At 70.2% G+C, this 20,202-nt stretch carries 19 protein-coding genes and 1 pseudogene; 15 read left to right on the plus strand and 5 right to left on the minus strand.

Features of this window, described 5'->3' with window-relative positions:
• The first annotated feature begins 88 nt into the window (after positions 1 to 88).
• The 3 genes from ACFVYS_RS17110 to ACFVYS_RS17120 all read left to right on the plus strand — a co-directional run bounded on the left by ACFVYS_RS17110 (position 89) and on the right by ACFVYS_RS17120 (position 2,098).
• Entirely contained in the window at positions 89 to 676 is a 588-nt protein-coding gene (locus tag ACFVYS_RS17110) for a flavodoxin family protein (RefSeq protein WP_171399652.1), read from the plus strand.
• Positions 677 to 966: 290 nt separating this feature from the next.
• Positions 967 to 1,140: a hypothetical protein gene (locus ACFVYS_RS17115; protein ID WP_167532579.1), complete on the plus strand. Its 174-nt coding sequence runs from the start codon at positions 967 to 969 to the stop codon at positions 1,138 to 1,140.
• Between the two features lie 739 nt (positions 1,141 to 1,879).
• The gene (locus tag ACFVYS_RS17120) at positions 1,880 to 2,098 is read left to right on the plus strand and encodes a hypothetical protein (RefSeq protein ID WP_385254690.1); all 219 of its coding nucleotides are present in this window, start codon (positions 1,880 to 1,882) and stop codon (positions 2,096 to 2,098) included.
• Positions 2,099 to 2,584: 486 nt separating this feature from the next.
• Here ACFVYS_RS17120 and ACFVYS_RS17125 read toward each other — a convergent pair whose 3' ends face one another.
• Positions 2,585 to 3,139, minus strand: coding sequence for an AAA family ATPase (locus tag ACFVYS_RS17125; protein WP_389502787.1), 555 nt, complete (start codon positions 3,137 to 3,139; stop codon positions 2,585 to 2,587).
• The gene (locus ACFVYS_RS17130; RefSeq protein WP_389502789.1) at positions 3,139 to 3,897 is read right to left on the minus strand and encodes a GntR family transcriptional regulator; all 759 of its coding nucleotides are present in this window, start codon (positions 3,895 to 3,897) and stop codon (positions 3,139 to 3,141) included. Before ACFVYS_RS17130 ends, ACFVYS_RS17125 begins: the two co-directional genes overlap by 1 nt.
• A 192-nt stretch (positions 3,898 to 4,089) precedes the next feature.
• Here ACFVYS_RS17130 and ACFVYS_RS17135 point away from each other — a divergent pair, with 192 nt between their 5' ends.
• From ACFVYS_RS17135 to ACFVYS_RS17155, 5 genes are read left to right on the plus strand one after another with little or no spacing between them, the layout of a single operon-like run.
• On the plus strand, positions 4,090 to 4,839 hold the full coding sequence (locus ACFVYS_RS17135) for a helix-turn-helix domain-containing protein (protein WP_389502791.1): 750 nt from the start codon (positions 4,090 to 4,092) through the stop codon (positions 4,837 to 4,839).
• Positions 4,836 to 5,042 carry a hypothetical protein gene (locus ACFVYS_RS17140; protein WP_389502793.1) on the plus strand — a complete coding sequence of 69 codons (207 nt, stop codon included), beginning with the start codon at positions 4,836 to 4,838 and terminating at the stop codon, positions 5,040 to 5,042. The genes ACFVYS_RS17135 and ACFVYS_RS17140 overlap by 4 nt, the downstream gene beginning before the upstream one ends.
• Positions 5,043 to 5,068: 26 nt before the next feature.
• Positions 5,069 to 6,466, plus strand: a complete 1,398-nt coding sequence (gene repSA, locus ACFVYS_RS17145; protein WP_389502986.1) for a replication initiator protein RepSA — start codon at positions 5,069 to 5,071, stop codon at positions 6,464 to 6,466.
• Complete coding sequence (locus tag ACFVYS_RS17150; protein ID WP_070390434.1) at positions 6,463 to 6,657, plus strand: helix-turn-helix domain-containing protein; 195 nt, start codon at positions 6,463 to 6,465, stop codon at positions 6,655 to 6,657. Before repSA ends, ACFVYS_RS17150 begins: the two co-directional genes overlap by 4 nt.
• Entirely contained in the window at positions 6,657 to 7,898 is a 1,242-nt protein-coding gene (locus ACFVYS_RS17155) for a tyrosine-type recombinase/integrase (RefSeq protein ID WP_389502795.1), read from the plus strand. The genes ACFVYS_RS17150 and ACFVYS_RS17155 overlap by 1 nt, the downstream gene beginning before the upstream one ends.
• A gap of 20 nt (positions 7,899 to 7,918) precedes the next feature.
• Here the strand turns inward: ACFVYS_RS17155 and ACFVYS_RS17160 are convergent, their stop codons facing one another.
• On the minus strand, positions 7,919 to 9,055 hold the full coding sequence (locus tag ACFVYS_RS17160; RefSeq protein ID WP_389502796.1) for a CAP domain-containing protein: 1,137 nt from the start codon (positions 9,053 to 9,055) through the stop codon (positions 7,919 to 7,921).
• 198 nt (positions 9,056 to 9,253) lie between these two features.
• On the opposite strand from ACFVYS_RS17160, the gene ACFVYS_RS17165 reads away from it, so the two are divergent.
• From ACFVYS_RS17165 to ACFVYS_RS17180, 4 genes are all read left to right on the plus strand, one after another.
• A complete protein-coding gene (locus ACFVYS_RS17165) occupies positions 9,254 to 9,535 on the plus strand; it encodes an acylphosphatase (protein WP_389502798.1) in 282 nt (93 codons plus the stop codon).
• Positions 9,536 to 9,914: 379 nt separating this feature from the next.
• On the plus strand, positions 9,915 to 10,118 hold the full coding sequence (locus ACFVYS_RS17170; protein WP_020128723.1) for a hypothetical protein: 204 nt from the start codon (positions 9,915 to 9,917) through the stop codon (positions 10,116 to 10,118).
• Between the two features lie 267 nt (positions 10,119 to 10,385).
• The gene (gene smc, locus ACFVYS_RS17175) at positions 10,386 to 13,952 is read left to right on the plus strand and encodes a chromosome segregation protein SMC (RefSeq protein ID WP_389502799.1); all 3,567 of its coding nucleotides are present in this window, start codon (positions 10,386 to 10,388) and stop codon (positions 13,950 to 13,952) included.
• A gap of 216 nt (positions 13,953 to 14,168) precedes the next feature.
• Positions 14,169 to 15,587 carry a sugar porter family MFS transporter gene (locus ACFVYS_RS17180; RefSeq protein ID WP_389502801.1) on the plus strand — a complete coding sequence of 473 codons (1,419 nt, stop codon included), beginning with the start codon at positions 14,169 to 14,171 and terminating at the stop codon, positions 15,585 to 15,587.
• A gap of 87 nt (positions 15,588 to 15,674) precedes the next feature.
• Here the strand turns inward: ACFVYS_RS17180 and ACFVYS_RS17185 are convergent, their stop codons facing one another.
• Complete coding sequence (locus tag ACFVYS_RS17185; protein WP_389502803.1) at positions 15,675 to 16,646, minus strand: LLM class flavin-dependent oxidoreductase; 972 nt, start codon at positions 16,644 to 16,646, stop codon at positions 15,675 to 15,677.
• A 91-nt stretch (positions 16,647 to 16,737) separates the two neighbouring features.
• On the opposite strand from ACFVYS_RS17185, the gene ACFVYS_RS17190 reads away from it, so the two are divergent.
• Positions 16,738 to 16,947, plus strand: a complete 210-nt coding sequence (locus ACFVYS_RS17190) for a hypothetical protein (RefSeq protein WP_389502804.1) — start codon at positions 16,738 to 16,740, stop codon at positions 16,945 to 16,947.
• Between the two features lie 282 nt (positions 16,948 to 17,229).
• Positions 17,230 to 18,444, plus strand: coding sequence for a signal recognition particle-docking protein FtsY (gene ftsY, locus ACFVYS_RS17195; protein ID WP_389502806.1), 1,215 nt, complete (start codon positions 17,230 to 17,232; stop codon positions 18,442 to 18,444).
• Positions 18,445 to 18,605: 161 nt separating this feature from the next.
• Here the strand turns inward: ftsY and ACFVYS_RS17200 are convergent, their stop codons facing one another.
• Positions 18,606 to 19,262, minus strand: a complete 657-nt coding sequence (locus ACFVYS_RS17200; protein ID WP_389502808.1) for a bifunctional DNA primase/polymerase — start codon at positions 19,260 to 19,262, stop codon at positions 18,606 to 18,608.
• Positions 19,263 to 19,709: 447 nt separating this feature from the next.
• Between ACFVYS_RS17200 and ACFVYS_RS17205 the strand changes: the two are divergent.
• A pseudogene (locus tag ACFVYS_RS17205) lies at positions 19,710 to 20,202 on the plus strand (hypothetical protein); the annotation flags it as partial.

Genomic DNA, 20,202 nt, shown 5'->3' on the forward strand with positions numbered 1-20,202 from the left:
GCAGCGCTACCCGGGAGGTTGCGCTAACTAAAAGTTAGTGCTTTCCTGTGGTTACCGCATCCGACCTGCCCTGTTCAAGGAGTGCCGCATGTCCACGCCCGTCATCGCTGTCGCCTACCACTCCGGCTACGGCCACACCGCCGTGCTCGCCGAGGCCGTCCGGGCCGGGGCCGCCGACGCCGGGGCGGAGGTGCGTCTGATCAAGGTCGACGAGATCACCGAGGAGCAGTGGACGCTGCTCGACGGCTCCGACGCGATCGTCTTCGGCTCGCCGACCTACATGGGGACCGCGTCCGGCGCCTTCCACGCCTTCGCCGAGGCGACCTCCGCGCGCTGGGCCACCCAGGCGTGGAAGGACAAGCTCGCCGCCGGGTTCACCAACTCGGGCTCCAAGAGCGGCGACAAGCTGCACACGCTGCAGTTCTTCCAGATCCTCGCCGCGCAGCTCGGCATGCACTGGGTCAACCTCGGCCTGCTGCCCGGCTGGAACAGCAGCACCGCGTCCGAGCACGACCTCAACCGTCTGGGCGTCTTCCTGGGCGCGGCCGCGCAGACCAATGTCGACGAGGGCCCGGACGCCGTCCACAAGGCCGACGTGGCGACGGCGGAACACCTGGGGCGGCGCGTCGCCGAGACCGCGAAGGTCTTCCTGGCCGGCCGCGCCCAGGCTGCTTGATCGTTTCTGCGGGTTCCGGTACCCGCCGCTCGCTCCCTCTTCGGACCTAGTAGCCGAAGAAGTGACGGGCCGGGTCTCTGACCTGCGGCCGTGCATTCGGTCAACGCTGCGACCTGCGACTTAGCCGTCGGTGGTTGTCAGCGTTGGTCGTCATTGAGCACCCCCGCACGGCCCAGAGACGGCCCGAGCGGGGGTGCACTCGGCCGTCCACGATCGGTACATCCCCCCGGACTAGTTTTGCCGCCTGCTTCAAGGGCACACGGCCAGTGACACTCCGCGGAGGTACTGAGATGAGCGCCGGAGAACGGGCCAAGGCGAAGGCCGAACAGGTGGTCGGAAAGACTGTGCGGAAGGCGGCCCACGCTGTGCACAAAGGAACCCTCGAAGCAAAAGGCGCCGCTCTCGAAGCACGGGGCATGATGCGCGGCGCGAAAGAACGGTCCAAAGGCTCCCTCAAGCACTGACAGGTCGCTGCTGTACCGCACGGAGGGCCTGACCACGGTGGTCAGGCCCTCGGCGTGTGTCCGGTCCGATTACCTACAAGCGTGGTGGGAGTCCCTCGTCCTGGTCGGCTGGGCGGACAGCCATGGCGACAGCGCGGCCGGCGTGCTGGCATACGGCGGATCGCTACCTAGATGTCGCCATGCACCGCTTTAGGAGCGAGGTTGGGGATCACAGGCGTTGCGGACTCCCTGTCTGGGCCAGAGCCCGGCGAGTTCACCCCTGCGGACCTCGGTTCCCCGTGAGTTCCCGTCGGTACTGGCACGGAAGTGGCACGCTAGGCTGCGGCCATGCCCGAGATCATTCCGACGGACTCAGAAGCCGAGAGGGCGAGGGGACGCGCCCCGCTGTGGCTGGACGTCGAGGATCTTCGTCGGCTTGCATCCCACTGCTGCTGCTCCGAGGACACTTCGGAGGAAGATCGTGAGCAGTGCGGGCGCATCCGCTTCCGGGCGTCAGCAGCGCTCCACAAGCACGGACTGAGTCGCTGACTGTTGCCAACGGACAGTCTCGAAAACCGTCGTGGCAGCGATGTCACCGTGGGTTCAAATCCCACACCCACCGCAGGTAGCGCGATGAGATCGGCCCCTGACCAGCCAACTTGGTCGGGGGTTGTTCTCGTGTGGTCGCACCGCGATTGCCCGTAGTTCCCCGTGGCTTCCCGCTCGATCGGGCACGTGAGGGGCACGGTAGCCTCACGGCATGACCGCACAGCCACGGATCGGCTCCGTCTGGGCTCGACGCGTCCCGGATTACCCGCAGCACGACCGAGACTTTCGTGTGACTGGGGTGTTCACCAAGGGTGATGTCACCTACGTCGAAGTTGAGGATCTCGAAAGCGGCTCACTGAGCAGGGGACTGCTTGAGTACATGCTCGACTACGCGAAGCCCCTGACTGGCGGCGACGGCACGGCGTACTGATCCTTAGCTCCTGTACCTCGTGGAGCCTCCCTTAACCCACCACTCAGCCCGGCTCCCATCCCGTCTGCCGTCGGCCCACACACCGTGGAGCGGGCGTGGTTCAGGGCGTCAAGGTGGAGCGCCCTGCTGGACGAACGACCTTGACGCCCTGGGCCGCGACTGCTCGGCTCTGCCTGGGTCGACGGCAGACGGGATGGGAGCTCCCCGCACCAGCCACTCACGGCCGGCACTCGCGAACGGTGCCCCCGCCATCCTGGAGCCTGAGCGCCCCCGCCGGAGGCATGTCCTTGGCCTGCGGGTGACTTCCTCGCTTCTGCCCGCATGCACGTAGCGCGCCGCCGGGGCGCGGCCAGCCGGGGCGCGGCCAGCCGGGGCGCAGACAGGAGGCAGGCCGCGCCGCAGAGGCGGCGCGCGCCCGCGCCGTGCGCGGGCTCTTGATGAGGTAGAGAAACCTGTAACTCGCGCCTGGCGCTTCACAGTTCTGGGCTACGGGCGAGCCTGTTCGGCATGCAGGGTCTTCAGTACAGACTCGGGGTCGCCGTCGTAGACAAGGTGCGGCTCATCAGGCGCTGGGGGCACGAATCGAGTGCGGTAGCGGAGCAGGTCAGTCTCCGCGAAGTAGATCGAGTTCGGATCATCCTCGTGCCGAACATTGCGCTTGCTCACTCGGGACCACAGTTCTTCGTGGCTGGCCTCGAGGTAGACCACCACCGAGGTCGCGCCAGCATCGACAGCGACTGATCGCCATCGGGCACGGTCTTCCGGCGTCCAGAAACCATGGTCAATCACCACATCGTGCCCGGCCTGGAGCTCCTCACGGAGTTGCACCGAGATCTCTTCGAGGATCGGCCGCTCAAGGGTCGGAAACGTGCCTCGGGGGAAGTCGACCCCGTACACACCGTGTCGGCGGAACATCTCCTCGTCCGGGCAGAGCCTCGTGAACCCACGGGCTGTCAGCGCGTGGGCCAGCGTTGTCTTGCCTGAGCCAGGAAGCCCAGCCATCAGGACGCAGAACGGTTGGCGGGTGCCGTTGGCGGCCATCACTGGTTGACTTCCGATGCGGTTTGCCAACTACGGCCGGGGCCGCCGAGGTCTACGCCGTACTCCACGACGGTGCCTTCGCTGTCGACGAACTTCGCCGTCATCACAACCACGGGCTCCCGCGGCGACTTGGTGGCGTCCAGTTCCAACAGCTCCGCATCCTCCGGGGTCAGCAGTCGCGCCGACGCGGTGTCGAACCGATGGGTGATCGGTCGCCCGGTGGCCTGCGCGATGAGCTGAAGCGATGTTCCCCCAGTGAGCCGCTCACTGCTCGTGAGCTGCGGGATCAGCTCTTCGTAGCGAACGGGAATCCACGACGTCGAGTGCGCGACGATGCCGTGTCGGTCGCGGTACACCCGGCTTCGCCGGATCACGTTCGAGCCGGGCTTTATGTCCAGCGCTTGAGCTACGTCGGTGGGCGCCGGCACTACCGAGGCCCTGTGGGAGTCCGACCGTTCACCGGTTCCCCAGCTGGACCCGGTGCGGCGTCCACGGTCTTGGCGCTGGGCTCCCGAGGACATAGAGGCGGGACGGTCCAGAACCTCGGTGCCGATCCCATGAATGCCTCTGACCAGGCCCTCGTTACGGAGTTTCCGCAATGCCTTCTCGGCAGTCGCGGCGCTGACGCTCCACTCCTGCGACAGGTTCTTGATGCTCGGCAGAAGTGAGCCCGGCTGTAGTTCGCCGGACGTGATCAGTTCCGCATAGTGGGCGGCAATCTGCGCATAAGGCGCTCGATTGTCGGCCTGGTCCGCCATTACTTCAACTCCCTTGCCTCAGTGGCTACTTCCCTAGCGTACCGCTTGACACCCTAAGGTGCCCTAGGGAACCCTAAGGATGTACCGCTGGATAGGTAAGTGAGACCCGGCACCAACTATGTCTGCCCAGGGACGGCGCTCAACCGCCAAGAAGAACCGCCGCCCCTGGCTCCCACGAAGGGAAGCCCCATCATGCCTGCGACCCGGACCTCTTCGCATTCGACCACCGGTAATGAGCGGTTACGCGGTGCCATGGTCGCCGCGAACGTGACCATCGAGGGCCTGGCCGATCACCTCGCCGTCGACGCCAAGTCGGTCGACCGCTGGCTGAACTCGGACCGGACTCCGCACGCCCGGAACGCTGAAGCCGCCGCCAAGCTGCTGGGTGCCGACGCCTACCACCTGTGGCCCAAGCTGGCCGACCGGCACCGCTCCGCGCCGACTGCTCAGGATGAGGTCGTCGCCTGCTACCCGATGCGCAGCACGGTCCCTTACGGGCTGTGGCGCTCCACCCTGGCCGGGGCCACCACGGTGATCGATCTGGCGGTGGCCAACCTGCTGTTCCTGGCTGACGCCGTGTGGGACCTGCCCACGCTGCTGGCCGACAAGTCCGCCGCTGGCGTCCGGGTCCGCATCGTCACCCCCGAAGACTTCGCCGGGCCGGTCACCGGACTGGGCGACGTGTTCCCCTCGCTGCTGTCGGTCCCCGGCCTGCGGCTGTCCACTCACCCCGGCCTGCGGGCCGACGTGATGCGCGCCGATGATGACCTGCTGGTCACCACGCCGATCGATGGGCTGACCCCGGCTTTGGCCCCGGTGCTTCACCTGCGCCGCCTCGGTGCGGCTCCGATGGTCGGCGGCTACCTCGCCACGCTCGATCACCTCTTCGCGACCGCTACTCCGGCACGCCCGGTCTCGCACCTGCGGGCGGTGGCGGCATGAGCGTCCTCGCCTCCTGCTTCGATCTCCTGGACCTTCCGGCCCGGTCGACCGCCTGCCCCGGCTGCGGCGTGCACGCTCCGGCGTGGTCCCGCGTCCCGGTCGACGGGCTGAGCATCCTCACGCACGACGGTGACCTGATCTGCCCCCGTGACCAGTCCTTCGGCTACCCCCCGGTCCCGGGACAGTTGGAGGCGGCCGCGTGAGGGACTTCCCCGTCTCCCCGGCTGAGGTGGCCCCGATGGCTGCCTCGGTGGGGGTCGACCCCCTGACCCTGGCGGACATGCTCCGGGTGGCGAACTCGCCCGGCTTCGACCGCTGGCAGGAACAGATCCGCCGTACCGGTGGCTGCACGAACCCGATCCGCCTCGCTGGCCAGACCGTCACCCGTGACGCCAAGACCGGGGACGTCCTGTACTCCTACAGCACCGAGCAGGAACCGGGCGGCATGCTCCGCGTCGCCTGCGGCAACCGGCGGGCCTCGCGCTGCCCGGCCTGCGCCTGGACCTACGCGGGCGACACCTACCACCTGATCCGGGCCGGGATCACGGGCGACGAACGCAAGGACGTCCCCGAAACCGTGCGGGATCACCCCCGCGTCTTCGCCACCCTGACCGCGCCCTCGTTCGGCTCGGTCCACAACCGGCCCGACTCCGGCCGCTGCCGCTGCGGTGCCCAGCACGGCGACGACGACCAGGCGCTCGGCAAGGCGCTCGACCCGGAGAGCTACGACTACGCGGGCGCGGTGCTGTTCAACAACTTCGCCGGGGACCTGTGGCGTCGCTTCACCATCTACCTGCGCCGCGAGATCGCCGCCCGCGCGGGCCTGACCCAAGCGGCCCTGAAAGAGGTCTGCCGGGTCTCCTTCGGCAAAGTAGCCGAGTTCCAGAAGCGCGGGGCCGTGCACTTCCACGCCGTGGTGCGCCTCGACGGCCCGGCCGGTCCCGACTCGACTCCGCCGCCATGGGCCACGGTCGCTCTGCTCGACGGTGCGATCCGCGCCGCTGCCGGACGGGTCTCGGTGCCGGTGCCTGCGGCCGGTGACTTCCCCGCCCGCGTCCTGCGCTGGGGCTCGCAGGTCGACGTCCAGCCCATCGGCGCTCTGGGCCGCGAGGAGCTGACCGAACAGGCGGTGGCCTCCTACGTCGCAAAGTACGCCACCAAAGCGGCCGAGACCACCGGCACCGTTGACCGCCGGATCGGGGAGCTGTCGGAGCTGGACAAGCTGCCGCTGCCCGCGCACACCCGGCGGCTGATCGAGGCGTGCCGGGTGCTCGATGACGCCTACCCGGAACGGCTGCTGTGGCGCTGGGCTCACATGCTCGGCTTCCGCGGCCACTTCTCCACCAAATCCCGCCGCTACTCCACCACCCTCGGCGCGCTGCGCCAGGTGCGGGCCGACTACCGCGCCCGGCAGGAACGGCGTGACCGCGGGCTCTCCGAGGACCTCGACGACACGGAGGGCTCCACGCTCGTGCTCGCCCACTGGACCTACGCCGGACAGGGCCACACCCCCGGCGAATCCTGGCTCGCCGCCAACATCGCTCGCGACCTGCGGCTGAACCGGGAGACAGCACGCGAAGCACTCGCCGACCTGGACCACATGGACGACATGGGGGCCTGGACATGAAGCGCTCGCTGCCCGATCGCTACCTGACCCCTGTCGACCTGGCCGATCTCCTCGGCGTCCCGGTCGAGACCGTCTACCAGTGGCGCCGCAAGCAGACCGGACCGCGTGGTTTCCGCGTCGGCCGGCACCTCCGCTTCGACCCCGAAGACGTCCGCGTCTGGGTCGAATCCCAGATGGAAAGGGCCGCCTGATGGCCGGGCACATCCAAGACCGCTGGTTCAAGGCCGAGCCGGGACCGGACGGCAAGACCGTGAAGGTCAAGACCGACCGCTTCGGCGTCGGCCTCCGCTACCGCGCCCGCTACATAGGGCCGGACGGCTCCGAGAAGTCCAAGAGCTTCCCGGACAAGCAGAAGCGCAAGGCGGAACAGTGGCTCGCCAACATCGAGGCGGACATGTCGCGCGGTGACTACGTCAGCCCGGACGCTGGCAGGGTCACGTTCGAGCAGTACGCCACGGAGTGGATGACCACGCAGATCACCGGCCCTCTGACGCGGGAGTCTGTCGAGAGCCGGTTGAAGCTCCATGCGATCCCTCACCTGGGTACGCGGCCGATCGGTTCATTCACCCCGTCGCATCTCCGTCTGTGGCTGCGCACCTTGGAGGATCGAGGGCTGTCGGCCGGGTACCGGCGCGGGATCTTCGCGCACGTCTCCACGGTTTTCACGGCTGCCGTGGAGGACCGGGTCATTCGCGAGAACCCGTGCCGCGCTCGGTCGGTGCGCGCTCCTCGCCTCGAGCCTCGCAAGGTCAAGCCCTGGCCCGCCGAGCGAGTGATAGGAGTGCGCGCGGCTCTGCCGGAGAGCTACCAAGCTCTCGTGAACGTCGCCGCCGGATGCGGTCTGCGACAGGGGGAAGTCTTCGGCCTGGCCGTGGAGGACGTGGACTTCCTCGGTGGGGTGATGCACGTGGTCCGGCAGGTCAAGCTGCTGCAACGTCATCGGGCGGTGTTCGCTCCGCCCAAGGGAGGCAAGGAACGTGACGTGCCTCTGCCTGAGTCGGTGGCCTTTGCGCTGGCTGCGCACCTGGAGCGTCACCCGGCCGTGAAGGTCACCTTGCCGTGGAAGACGCTCGACGGTCCTCCGGTCACGGCATCGCTGATCTTCACCGGCTCCATGGGCCTGGCCCTCGACCGGAACCGCTTCAACGATCGGGTATGGCGGCCGGCGCTTCGGGCTGCGGGCGTGGAGACCGGGCGGGACAACGGCATGCACGCGCTGAGGCACTTCTACGCCTCGGTGCTCTTGGACGCGGGGGAGAGCATCAAGGCTCTCAGCGAGTATCTGGGGCACCACGACCCCGGCTTCACGCTGCGCACGTACACGCACCTGATGCCGTCCAGCGGGACCCGAACCCGGGCCGCCGTGGATCGCGTCTTCGCGGACAAGGACCCCACGGGCGACGGCCCGGACACGGCCCGGGAGAGTTCCTAGCCGTCTGACCTGCGGTTATCTCAGTAGCCGAAGTCCTGCGTCCACCAGGGGCCGCCGGAGCCCAGGTGGACACCGACGCCCAGCGTCTTGAAGTCGCAGTTCAGGATGTTGGCCTTGTGGCCGGGGCTGTTCATCCAGGCCTCCATGACCGCGGCCGCGTCGGCCTGGCCACGGGCTATGTTCTCGCCGCCGAGGTCGGATATCCCGGCCTTCGCGGCCCGGTCCCACGGGGTCGCCCCGTCCGGATCGGTGTGGTCGAAGAAACCGCGCGCGGCCATGTCGTCGCTGAACTCCTCGGCCAGCTTCGACAGCGCGCTGTTGGCGGAGACGGCACTGCACCCGACCTTGACCCGCTCCTCGTTGACCAGCTTCAGCACCTCGGCCGCGGCCTGCGCCTCGGCCGAGACCGTCACCGGGGACTCGGACTTCTCCGGTGCCTTGGTGGCCGTCTTCGACTTGGACGGAGTGGTCTTCGGCTTCTTCGAGGGCGCGGCCTGCGGCTTCTCGGTGGCCGTCTCGGTCGGCGACGCCGACGCGGTGGAGGTGGAGGGGGAAGGCGTCGGCGCGGCGGAGGGCGAGGTGGACCGGCCGGCGTCGCGGCTGGTCGACGTACCACCGCGTTCGGTGTCGGAGGCGGAGCCGGAGTTGCCGCCCTGCTCGGAGGCCGAGTTGGTCGGGGAGTCGGCGGCCTGCACCTTGTCGCCCGAGCCGCTGCCGCCGCCGAGCTGGTAGTTGTCGAGGCCGGGCACCACGCCCGTGGCCACCGCGACGGTGCCGATGGCGACGGCCGCGGAGACACCCAGCAGGCCCGTCTTGACCGGGGTGGCGACCTTGCGCTTGCGGCGGCGGCCGGCCGCCGCCCGGTTCGAGCCCGGCCGCAGGTCACCGTCGTCGGGCCGGAAGCCGTCCACCGAGAAGACCGCGGTGTCGTCGTGGGCGTACTCGTCGCCGGTGGCGTACAGGTAGTCCCGGCTTCTGGCGACGGAGTCGGCGTACGCCTCCGGGTTCAGATACGGCGCGATGCCCATCGTGGGGCGCTCGTCGGCGTACGGGTCCTGCGGGGTGTGACTGTCCGCGTGCGAGCCGTGCGTCTGTGTGACCCCCGTGGCGCGGCCCGTGGCGGCGCGGCCGGCGGCGGAGCGTCGGTGGCGTCCCATGTCCTTGCCTTCCTCGTCCAAGCGGTGTTCCCAACGGTCGGCCGAAGTGCTGGGGCTACGCGCGCCTCCTGCGCCCTCTGGTCGACCCGACTCACCCGATCGAGTGAGTTTCATATGGGAATCATTGGGTCGGGACGGTACCGCATGGCTCTTGGGGAGGAAGTGCTCCGAGCGACTTTGCCCGGTTAGGTTGCACCCATGAACGAGGATGTACGGCTGGTCGCCTGGGTGCGCGGACACGTCCAGGGCGTGGGTTTCCGCTGGTTCGCCCGGGCCAAGGCGCTGGAGATCGGCGGGCTGAGTGGTTTTGCTCTCAATCTGGCCGACGGACGGGTCCAGGTCGTCGCGGAGGGGGCTCGAGAGAGCTGTGAGGGGCTGCTCGGGTGGCTCCTGGGGGACGACACGCCCGGGCGGGTGGACGGCGTCACCGAGATATGGGACACACCGCGCGGCGGCTACGACGGCTTCGCGATCCGCTGAGGAATGCACTCGGAGCGCCCCGGAACGGACGCCGGTACATGCCAACGGCACCTGCCCCAGCGAAAAGGGGCAGGTGGTTGCCGAGAATTGCTTGCGGTGGAAGGCTCCGCACGTCAGGATGATCGCCACGCCCCGAGGGCCCCGCAGGAGTCGCAGCGCCGCCGTTCAGGCCGCGCGCCACCGGGATGCCCGCCAATACGGGGCGTGATCGTGTTGACCGTCAAACTTTTTGGTGAGACGCTGAAAGCACCCCGCGCACCTCAGCTGTTTGGCATGGATGAACGGCAGCACAACCAAGATCCTGGCAAGCACCGCGGGTGCGAATCCCTCACGACCCACACCGCTTCGGTCGGTCACTCATTGTGGAGGACCATCCATCATGGCAAAGGCGCTTCTCGGTTACGTCGGCGGCTCCGACCCGCGACTCCTCGCCGAGATGCGACGGCTCCAGCAGCGTGTACAGGACCTGGAATCCGAGCTCGGACGGATCCAGGCCGAGAACGACGCGCTGACGGCTGCCGCTTCTCACGAATCGCTTCTGGAGAGCATCGACGCACGCCAGGCGGAGCCTGCGCTCACCTGATCGCTGCACCGCTGCACAACGGCACACGCAGGGGTCGGGCGGCTCATCTCACCGCGTCGGACCGCTAAGTTGTCAGAGTTTGCAAGGGACGCTTCGGCGTCCCTTCTTTCTTTCCCCCGCCTCGTCTTTCCCGCCGTCGTCCTGCTCGCCCTTTTGCTTCCCCCGCGCACCCTTTCAGTCTCTTAACGTTTGGTGTGCCCTGCGCGTTCATGGGTGAAACCGCGGGTTCATGGAGTGAGACACCCCCGGAAGGTAGAGTCCAGCGCCGTGCACCTCAAGGCCCTGACCCTCCGGGGGTTCAAGTCGTTCGCATCGGCTACCACGCTCAGGTTCGAACCGGGGATCACGTGCGTCGTCGGACCGAACGGCTCGGGCAAGTCCAACGTCGTCGACGCGCTCAGCTGGGTCATGGGCGAGCAGGGCGCGAAGTCCCTGCGCGGCGGCAAGATGGAGGACGTCATCTTCGCCGGCACCACCGGCCGCCCCCCGCTGGGCCGCGCCGAGGTGTCCCTGACCATCGACAACTCCGACGGGGCACTGCCCATCGAGTACGCCGAGGTCACCATCACGCGGATCATGTTCCGCAACGGCGGCAGCGAATACCAGATCAACGGTGACACCTGCCGGCTCCTGGACATCCAGGACCTGCTGTCCGACTCCGGCATCGGCCGCGAGATGCACGTCATCGTCGGCCAGGGCCAGCTCGACTCCGTCCTGCATGCCGATCCCATGGGCCGCCGCGCCTTCATCGAGGAGGCCGCGGGCGTCCTCAAGCACCGCAAGCGCAAGGAGAAGGCGCTCAGGAAACTCGACGCGATGCAGGCCAACCTCGCTCGCGTGCAGGACCTGACCGACGAACTACGGCGTCAGCTCAAGCCGCTCGGCCGTCAGGCCGCCGTCGCCCGTCGCGCCGCCGTCATCCAGGCCGACCTGCGCGACGCCCGCCTGCGCCTCCTCGCCGACGATCTCGTACGGCTGCGGGAGGCCCTGCAGACCGAGGTCGCCGACGAGGCCGCCCTCAAGGAGCGCAAGGAAGCCGCCGAGCGGGAACTGCGCAAGGCCCTCCAGCGGGAGGCCCTCCTGGAGGACGAGGTCCGCCGGCTGGCACCGCGCCTCCAGCGTGCCCAGCAGACCTGGTACGAGCTGTCCCAGCTCGCCGAACGCGTCCGCGGCACGATCTCGCTCGCCGACGCGCGCGTGAAGAGCGCCACCTCCGCGCCGCCCGAGGAACGCCGCGGCCGCGATCCCGAGGACATGGAGCGCGAGGCCGCCCGGGTACGCGAGCAGGAGGCCGAGCTGGAGGCCGCCCTCGAAGCGGCCCAGCACGCGCTCGACGACACCGTCTCCCACCGCGCCGATCTGGAACGGGAGCTCGCCGTCGAGGAGCGGCGGCTGAAGGACGTCGCCCGGGCCATCGCCGACCGCCGAGAGGGCCTGGCCCGGCTGAACGGCCAGGTCAACGCGGCCCGTTCGCGTGCCGCCTCGGCCCAGGCCGAGATCGACCGGCTCGCCGCCGCCCGCGACGAGGCCCAGGAGCGGGCCGTCACCGCGCAGGAGGAGTACGAGGAGCTCAAGGCGGAAGTCGACGGCCTCGACGCGGGTGACCAGGAGCTCGGGGAACGGCACGAGGCGGCCAAGCGGCGGCTCGTCGAGGCGGAGGCCGCTCTCACCGCCGCCCGCGAGGCGCTCACCGGGGCCGAACGCAGCCGCGCCGCGACCCAGGCCCGCCACGAGACCCTGGCGATGGGCCTGCGCCGCAAGGACGGCACGGGCGCGCTGCTCGGCGCGGGGGACCGGCTGAGCGGACTGCTGGGTCCGGCGGCCGGACTGCTGACGGTGACGCCGGGGTACGAGGTCCCCCTCGCGTCGGCCTTCGGGGCGGCGGCGGACGCCCTCGCCGTGACCGGTCCGTCCGCGGCCGCCGAGGCGATCCGTCTGCTGCGCAAGCAGGACGGGGGCCGGGCCGCGCTGCTGCTGAGCGGCGCTCCGGACGACGTACCCCGGGAGGCGCGGGAGCCGCGCGAGACCGAAGGACCGCGGTACGCCGCCGACTTCGTCCGCGGCCCCGCCGATCTCCTGCCCGCCGTACGGCGTCTCCTGCGGGGGATCGTCGTCGTCGGCACGCTGGAGGACGCCGAGGAAGTCGTCTACGCCAGGCCCGATCTCACCGCCGTCACCGCCGAGGGCGACCTGCTGGGGGCGCACTTCGCGCACGGCGGGTCCGCCGGGGCGCCCAGTCTGCTGGAGGTGCAGGCGTCCGTCGACGAGGCCGCGGCCGAGCTCGAGGAGCTGGCCGTGCGGTGCGAGGAGTTGACCCGGGCGCAGCTCGCGGCGGGGGAGCGGCGCAAGGAATGTGCCGCGCTCGTCGAGGAGTCGGGGGAGCGGCGGCGGGCCGCCGACCGGGAGAAGTCGGCCGTGGCCCAGCAGCTCGGGCGGCTCGCGGGACAGGCGCGGGGCGCCGCCGGCGAGGCCGAGCGCTCCACGGCGGCCGCGGCGCGGGCGCAGGAGGCTCTGGACCGGGCCGTGGAAGAGGCCGAGGAACTGGCCGAACGGCTGGCCGTCGCCGAGGAGATGCCGGTCGAGGAGGAGCCCGACACCTCCGCGCGCGACCGGCTCGCCGCGGACGGGGCCAACGCCCGGCAGACCGAGATGGAGGCGCGGCTCCAGGTCCGTACGCACGAGGAGCGGGTGAAGGGGCTGGCCGGGCGGGCCGACTCGCTGGACCGGGCCGCGCGGACGGAACGCGAGGCACGCGCGCGTGCCGAGCAGCGGCGGGCGCGGCTGCGGCACGAGGCCGCCGTCGCGGAGGCCGTCGCCTCCGGTGCGCGCCAACTGCTCACCCATGTCGAGGTGTCCCTCGGGCGGGCCGAGGCCGAGCGGGTCGCCGCCGACGCCGCCAAGGCGCGGCGCGAGCAGGAGCTGGCCGCGGCCCGCACCGCAGGGCGCGACCTCAAGGCCGAGCTGGACAAGCTGACGGACTCGGTCCACCGGGGCGAGGTGCTCGGCGCCGAGAAGCGGATGCGGATCGAGCAGCTGGAGACCAAGGCGCTGGAGGAGCTGGGGGTGGAGCCCGCGGGGCTCGTCTCCGAGTACGGGCCCCACCAGCCGGTGCCGCCCTCGCCGCCCGCCGAGGGCGAGGTGCTGCCGGAGGACCCCGAGGACCCGCGCAACCAGCCCAGGCGTTTCCTGCGGGCCGAGCAGGAGAAGCGGCTGCGGGCGGCCGAACGCGCCTATCAGCAGCTCGGCAAGGTGAACCCGCTCGCCCTGGAGGAGTTCTCCGCGCTGGAGGAGCGGCACAAGTTCCTCAGCGAGCAGCTGGAGGACCTCAAGAAGACCCGTACCGACCTCCTTCAGGTCGTGAAGGAGGTCGACGAGCGGGTCGAGCAGGTCTTCACCGAGGCGTTCCGGGACACCGCGCGGCAGTTCGAGGGTGTGTTCAGCCGGCTTTTCCCGGGCGGCGAGGGGCGGCTGATCCTGACCGACCCCGACAACATGCTCACCACGGGCGTCGACGTGGAGGCCCGGCCGCCGGGCAAGAAGGTCAAGCGCCTCAGCCTGCTCTCCGGTGGCGAGCGGTCGCTGACCGCCGTCGCCATGCTGGTGTCGATCTTCAAGGCCCGGCCCAGCCCGTTCTACGTCATGGACGAGGTCGAGGCCGCCCTCGACGACACCAACCTGCAGCGGTTGATCCGGATCATGCAGGAGCTCCAGGAGTCCTCGCAGCTGATCGTGATCACGCACCAGAAGCGCACGATGGAGGTCGCCGACGCGCTGTACGGCGTGTCCATGCAGGGCGACGGTGTGTCGAAGGTCATCAGCCAGCGCCTGCGCTGAACGGCCCAAAGCGGGGTACCTGAAACCAAGCCCCGGGCCCTACTTCAAGAGTTGAACACATCTCCCTCACCTGTGCGCTGAAAAGTCACAGTCACCCCCTCTTGACTTCGACACTTGAAGGCATAGTCTCGGCACCGTTGCTTTTACCTTCAGGTACCACCTATCTGGAGGTGTTGATCCCGTCGGCAGCGTTGCCGGCGGCCCGAGGAGTTGAACGTGACCAGCACAGAGCAGGCACCAAAGTCAGGAGCCGGGACGGCTCACCCCGATCATCTCGGGCACGTCATCTTCATCGCGGCGGCGGCCGCGATGGGCGGCTTCCTCTTCGGCTACGACAGCTCCGTCATCAACGGCGCGGTCGAGGCCATCCGGGACCGCTACGACGTCGGCTCCGCGGCCCTGGCGCAGGTCATCGCCATCGCCCTGATCGGCTGCGCCGTCGGCGCCGCGACCGCCGGCCGCATCGCCGACCGCATCGGCCGCATCCGGGTCATGCAGATCGCCGCCGTGCTGTTCATCGTGAGCGCCGTCGGCTCGGCCCTGCCCTTCGCGCTGTGGGACTTCGCCCTGTGGCGGGTCGTCGGCGGCTTCGCCATCGGCATGGCCTCCGTCATCGGCCCCGCCTACATCGCGGAGGTCGCCCCGCCCGCCTACCGCGGCCGTCTCGGTTCCTTCCAGCAGGCCGCGATCGTCATCGGCATCGCGATCTCGCAGCTGGTCAACTGGGGTCTGCTGAACGCCGCCGGCGGCGACCAGCGCGGCGAGCTCATGGGCCTGGAGGCATGGCAGGTCATGCTGGGCGTCATGGTGGTCCCGGCCGTCCTCTACGGTCTGCTCTCCTTCGCCATCCCCGAGTCCCCGCGCTTCCTGATCTCCGTCGGCAAGCGCGAGCGGGCCCGCGACATCCTCGAAGAGGTCGAGGGCAAGAAGATCGACCTGGACGCCCGCGTCGCCGAGATCGAGCACGCGATGAACAGTGAGCACAAGTCCACGTTCAAGGACCTGCTCGGTGGCTCCTTCTTCTTCAAGCCGATCGTCTGGGTCGGTATCGGCCTGTCGGTCTTCCAGCAGTTCGTCGGCATCAACGTCGCGTTCTACTACTCCTCGACGCTGTGGCAGTCGGTCGGCGTCGACCCGACGGACTCGTTCCTCTACTCCTTCACGACGTCGATCATCAACATCGTCGGCACCGTGATCGCGATGATCTTCGTGGACCGCGTCGGCCGCAGGCCGCTGGCCCTCATCGGCTCCGTCGGCATGGTCGTCGGTCTCGCGCTGGAGGCCTGGGCGTTCTCCTACGACCTGGTCGACGGCAAGCTGCCGGCCACCCAGGGCTGGATCGCCCTGATCGCGGCCCACGTGTTCGTCCTCTTCTTCGCCCTGTCCTGGGGTGTGGTCGTCTGGGTCTTCCTCGGCGAGATGTTCCCCAACCGGATCCGTGCCGCCGCCCTCGGCGTGGCCGCGTCCGCGCAGTGGATCGCCAACTGGGCCATCACCGCGAGCTTCCCGTCGCTGGCCGACTGGAACCTCTCCGCGACCTATGTCATCTACACGGTCTTCGCCGCGCTCTCCATCCCGTTCGTCCTGAAGTACGTCAAGGAGACGAAGGGCAAGGCGCTGGAGGAGATGGGCTGAGCCTCGTGAAGAGGCCCCTGATCTCGAGGAGCCGGGCCAAGTCCCCGCTGCCCGCTCCTCGATACCCGTAGGACGTGCTGCCCCGGCTCACCCGTCGAGCCGGGGCAGCACGTTCTCGCAGAACAGCCGCAGTCCCCGCCACCCCTCCGCCGTCGGCATCCCGCCGGCCAGCGGATGCAGGACGAGGTTGTCGAGCCCCTGCGCCACACACTCGTCCGGCGTGAGGATCCGGTAGACCCCCTCCTCCCGGAGCTCCTGGACGCTGCCCGCCGCCGACCGCACCGCCGAGCGGATCTCACCGGACTGCCAGGACGCGTACGTCCGTGCCTCGTGCAGGAAATGTTCGCCGTACTGCGCCCACGCCCGGTCCGGATCCTCGGCGATGTGCAGCAGCGGGGTCTCGGCGCCCGGCATCATCGTCCAGCCCTCGGTCCCGTACTCGACGAGCCGCTCCTTGTAGTACGCCTCCAGCTCCGGAAGGTGCGCGCTGGGGAAGAAGGGCAGGCCGAGCCGGGCGGCCCGGCGGGCGGCCGCCTTCGAGGAGCCGCCGACCAGCAGCAGCGGGTGCGGCTCGGAGGACGGACGCGGGGTGACCCGTACCGTACGGCCCCGGTACTCGAACTCCTCGCCGGTCCAGGCCTTGAGCAGGGTGTCGAGAAGCTCGTCCTGGAGCCGCCCGCGCCGCTTCCAGTCCACGCCCGCGCGCTCGTACTCCTCGGGCCGGTAGCCGATCCCGGCGACCGTGACCAGCCGGCCGCCGCTCAGCAAGTCGAGCACCGCGATGTCCTCGGCCAGCCGCAGCGGGTCGTGCAGCGGGCCGATCACCGCCGAGACGGTGACCGCGAGCCGCCGGGTCGCGCCGAGCACGGCGCCCGCGAAGGCGAACGGCGACGGCAGCCAGTTGTTCTCGGCCCCGTGATGCTCCTCGGTCTGTACGGTCGTGACCCCGCACTCGTCGGCGTACGCGGCCATCTCCAGGGCGGCCCGGTACCGCACACCGAGTTCGGCCGGGGTCGCGCCGGGAGCGACGAGGTTGAAGCGGACGACGGTGACGGGCATGGCAGGCCCCCTTCGGCGGATGTGTGGGGACCGTAGCTGACGGTGTGTCAGATGGCCATGGGTCGGGCCCGTCCGACCGTAGGCTTGGGCCATGACCCGGCCCGTCGTGCAGACCGACCCGCAGGACGAGGCCGACCGCGGACGCGTCGCCCTCTGGCTCGACCCCGACGATCTGCGATGGCTCGCCGGTCACTGCTGCTGCCCCGAGGATGCGTCGCAGGAGGCCGAGGACCGCTGCCTGCGCCTGCGCTTCCGGGCGAGGGCCGCACTCCACAAGAGCGGCGCGGCCGACCAGCCGTAGGGGTGCGAGGTCCGCCCGCACGAGAGCGGCGCGGCCGACCGGGGCCCGTCCGGCGGATCAGGTCGCAGGGGATGTACGGCGCCCATCAGCGCAGGTGAGCGGGCGGGGTGCGGCGCGTGCCAGGCGGAGGACGGCGTCGCCGCGGAGCGTCGGCAACCGACGAGCACGCCGCAGACCGGCGTGCCGAGCCCCGCACTGCGGCATGATCCGCCGGACAGACCCTGGGCCGTACGGACCGGGGAGCGGGGTCCCGGGCGGGTGGGGATGGATACTGGTCGCGTTATGGAAACCGTCATCCTTGCTGTAGTCATCGCCGTGGTCGTGCTCGGTGTGCTCGGCGGGCTCGTGGTCGGCAGCCGACGGAAGAAGTCGCTGCCCCCGCCGCCCCCCACCGCGCCCGACATCACCGCCCCTCCGGCCGAGCCGCATGTCGGCGACGAGGCCGAGACGCCGCGCGACGAACCGCGCCGCACGATAGAGGAGGTGGATCTTCCCGACGGCGGCTCGACCGGCACGGCCGTCGAGGAACCGCCCGTCGGCCCCCCTCTCGAGGTTCCCGAGCTCGAGATCCCGGAACCCACCGAGGGGCGGCTGGTCCGCCTCCGCGCCCGGCTGTCCCGCTCGCAGAACGCCCTCGGCAAGGGCCTGCTCACGCTGCTCTCCCGCGAGCACCTCGACGAGGACACCTGGGAGGAGATCGAGGACACGCTGCTCACCGCCGATGTCGGCGTGCAGCCCACCCAGGAGCTGGTCGAGCGGCTGCGCGAGCGGGTCAGGGTGCTCGGCACCCGCACCCCCGAGGAGCTGCGCAGCCTGCTGCGCGAGGAGCTGCTCACGCTGGTCGGCACCGAGGTCGACCGCACGGTGAAGACCGAGCCCGAGGAGCGCAAGCCGGGCATCGTGATGGTCGTCGGGGTCAACGGCACCGGCAAGACCACCACCACCGGCAAGCTCGCGCGCGTGCTCGTGGCCGACGGACGGACCGTCGTCCTCGGCGCCGCCGACACCTTCCGCGCCGCCGCCGCCGACCAGCTCCAGACCTGGGGCGAGCGCGTCGGCGCGCACACCGTGCGGGGCCCCGAGGCGGGCGATCCCGCCTCCGTCGCGTTCGACGCGGTGAAGGAGGGCAAGGCGATGGGGGTGGACGTCGTCCTCATCGACACCGCGGGGCGGCTGCACACCAAGACCGGGCTCATGGACGAGCTCGGCAAGGTCAAGCGGGTCGTCGAGAAGCACGCGCCGCTCGACGAGGTGCTGCTCGTCCTCGACGCCACCACCGGGCAGAACGGCCTCGTCCAGGCCCGTGTCTTCGCCGAGGTCGTGAACATCACCGGCATCGTCCTGACCAAGCTGGACGGCACGGCGAAGGGCGGCATCGTGATCGCGGTCCAGCGCGAGCTGGGCGTCCCGGTCAAGCTGATCGGACTCGGCGAGGGCGCGGACGACCTGGCGCCCTTCGAGCCGGAGGCCTTCGTGGATGCCCTTATCGGCGACTGAGGGCCGTCGCCCACCGCCCACGGACCGCGACCGTCGATCGAGGTACCCCGGCGGTGGCCGGCCGGATCCGCGGGAGCGGCGCCGGTTCAGGAGCAGAAAAGGAAGCGCCCGCCCCCAGGTGCAGTGGGAGCGGGCGCTCGGCTGTGTGCGCGCCGTACGGCTCAGGCGCGCGACCGGTGGGCCAGATAGGCGAGGGTGCCCAGCAGCAGGCGGGCCTGCGGCGGGCGAGTGGCCGAGTCCAGTGCGGGCGGGCGCAGCCAGCGCACCGGGCCGAGCCCGCCGCGGTCGGAGGGTGGGGCCGTGATGCAGCTGCCGGGGCCGAGGCCGCGCAGGTCCAGGGCGGTCGGGTCGTCCCAGCCCATGCGGTAGAGCAGCCCGGCCAGTTCGGCGGCGGCGCCTGGGGCCACGAAGAACTGGGTGCGGCCCTCGGGGGTGGCGGTGACCGGGCCGAGGGGGAGGCCCATGCGCTCCAGCCGGACCAGGGCGCGACGGCCGGCGGCCTCGGCGACGTCGATCACGTCGAACGCGCGCCCGACGGGCAGCATGACCGCGGCGCCGGGGAACTCCGACCAGGTCCTGCTCGCGTCGTCGAGGGTGGCCCCGGCGGGGACCCGGGGGGCGAACGCCAAGGGGTGTGCGCCGGGTTCGCGGCAGTCGGAGCGGCCGCACGAGCAGACACCCGCCGCGGCCCGCGCGCCGGGCACCGCGTCCCAGCCCCACAGTCCCGTGAACTCGGCGACGGCGGTGCACTCGGACGAGCGACCGCGCCTGCGCGCGCCGGAGCGGATCTCGCGAATGCCGCCGATCGTGAAGCCCATGCCCCCTCCAACGGGTTCGACGCGCCGATGGTTACGCAGCGATCGATCGTCGTGACTCTGTGTGCTTCCGCTTCCCGTCGACCGCTCGATCCAGGCAGCGCCTGGAAGCGCTCCGGGTGGTGTGTCGGGCGGTGCGCGCCCCTGAGTGCTTCGCTCCGCTCACTCCCGGCTGTCCTATGTCAAGTGAATCGCGTACGAGCCACCGGGAGTTCATTCGAAGGGGTGGCGAATGGTGGCGTTTCCGGGATCCTCGTGGCCGGAGCCGTGATCGTAGGATTACTTTGAGTGTGCGGGTCCTGGAGGCACATGCGCTCGTGGGTATGCCGGAGGCAAGTCGGCTTTCCGTTCGAAGGGTGACAAGTACCGTACGGCAGGCCGTATTTACCGGCATTCTGATAAGGCTTGGCGCACTCAGTGACAAGTGGTCTCAGGGATGGGGGCGTTCCAGTGAGCGGCAACGGCGGAAGCGGAAACAACGCTGCGGGCGGGGACAAGCGCCCGAACGAGCTGCTCTCTTCGTGGTTCGTGCGCAGCGGCTGGTCGAAGGGTGAACTCGCCCGTCAAGTCAACCGCCGAGCGCGCCAGTTGGGCGCCAACCACATCTCCACGGACACCTCGCGCGTGCGTCGCTGGCTGGACGGCGAGAACCCCCGCGAGCCCATCCCCCGGATCCTGTCCGAGCTGTTCTCCGAGCGGTTCGGCTGTGTCGTCTCCGTCGAGGACCTCGGGCTGCGCGCCGCGCGCCAGGCGCCCTCCGTGACCGGCGTCGACCTGCCGTGGACGGCCCCGCAGACGGTGGCCCAGCTCAGCGAGTTCTCCCGCAGCGACCTGATGCTGGCGCGGCGCGGCTTCCTCGGGACCTCGCTCGCCCTGTGCGCGGGCCCGTCCCTCATCGAGCCCATGCAGCGCTGGCTCGTCCCCTCGCCGCCCGCCCCGATCG

Source organism: Streptomyces sp. NPDC058295 (genome assembly GCF_042880655.1).
GTDB lineage: Bacteria > Actinomycetota > Actinomycetes > Streptomycetales > Streptomycetaceae > Streptomyces > Streptomyces coriariae.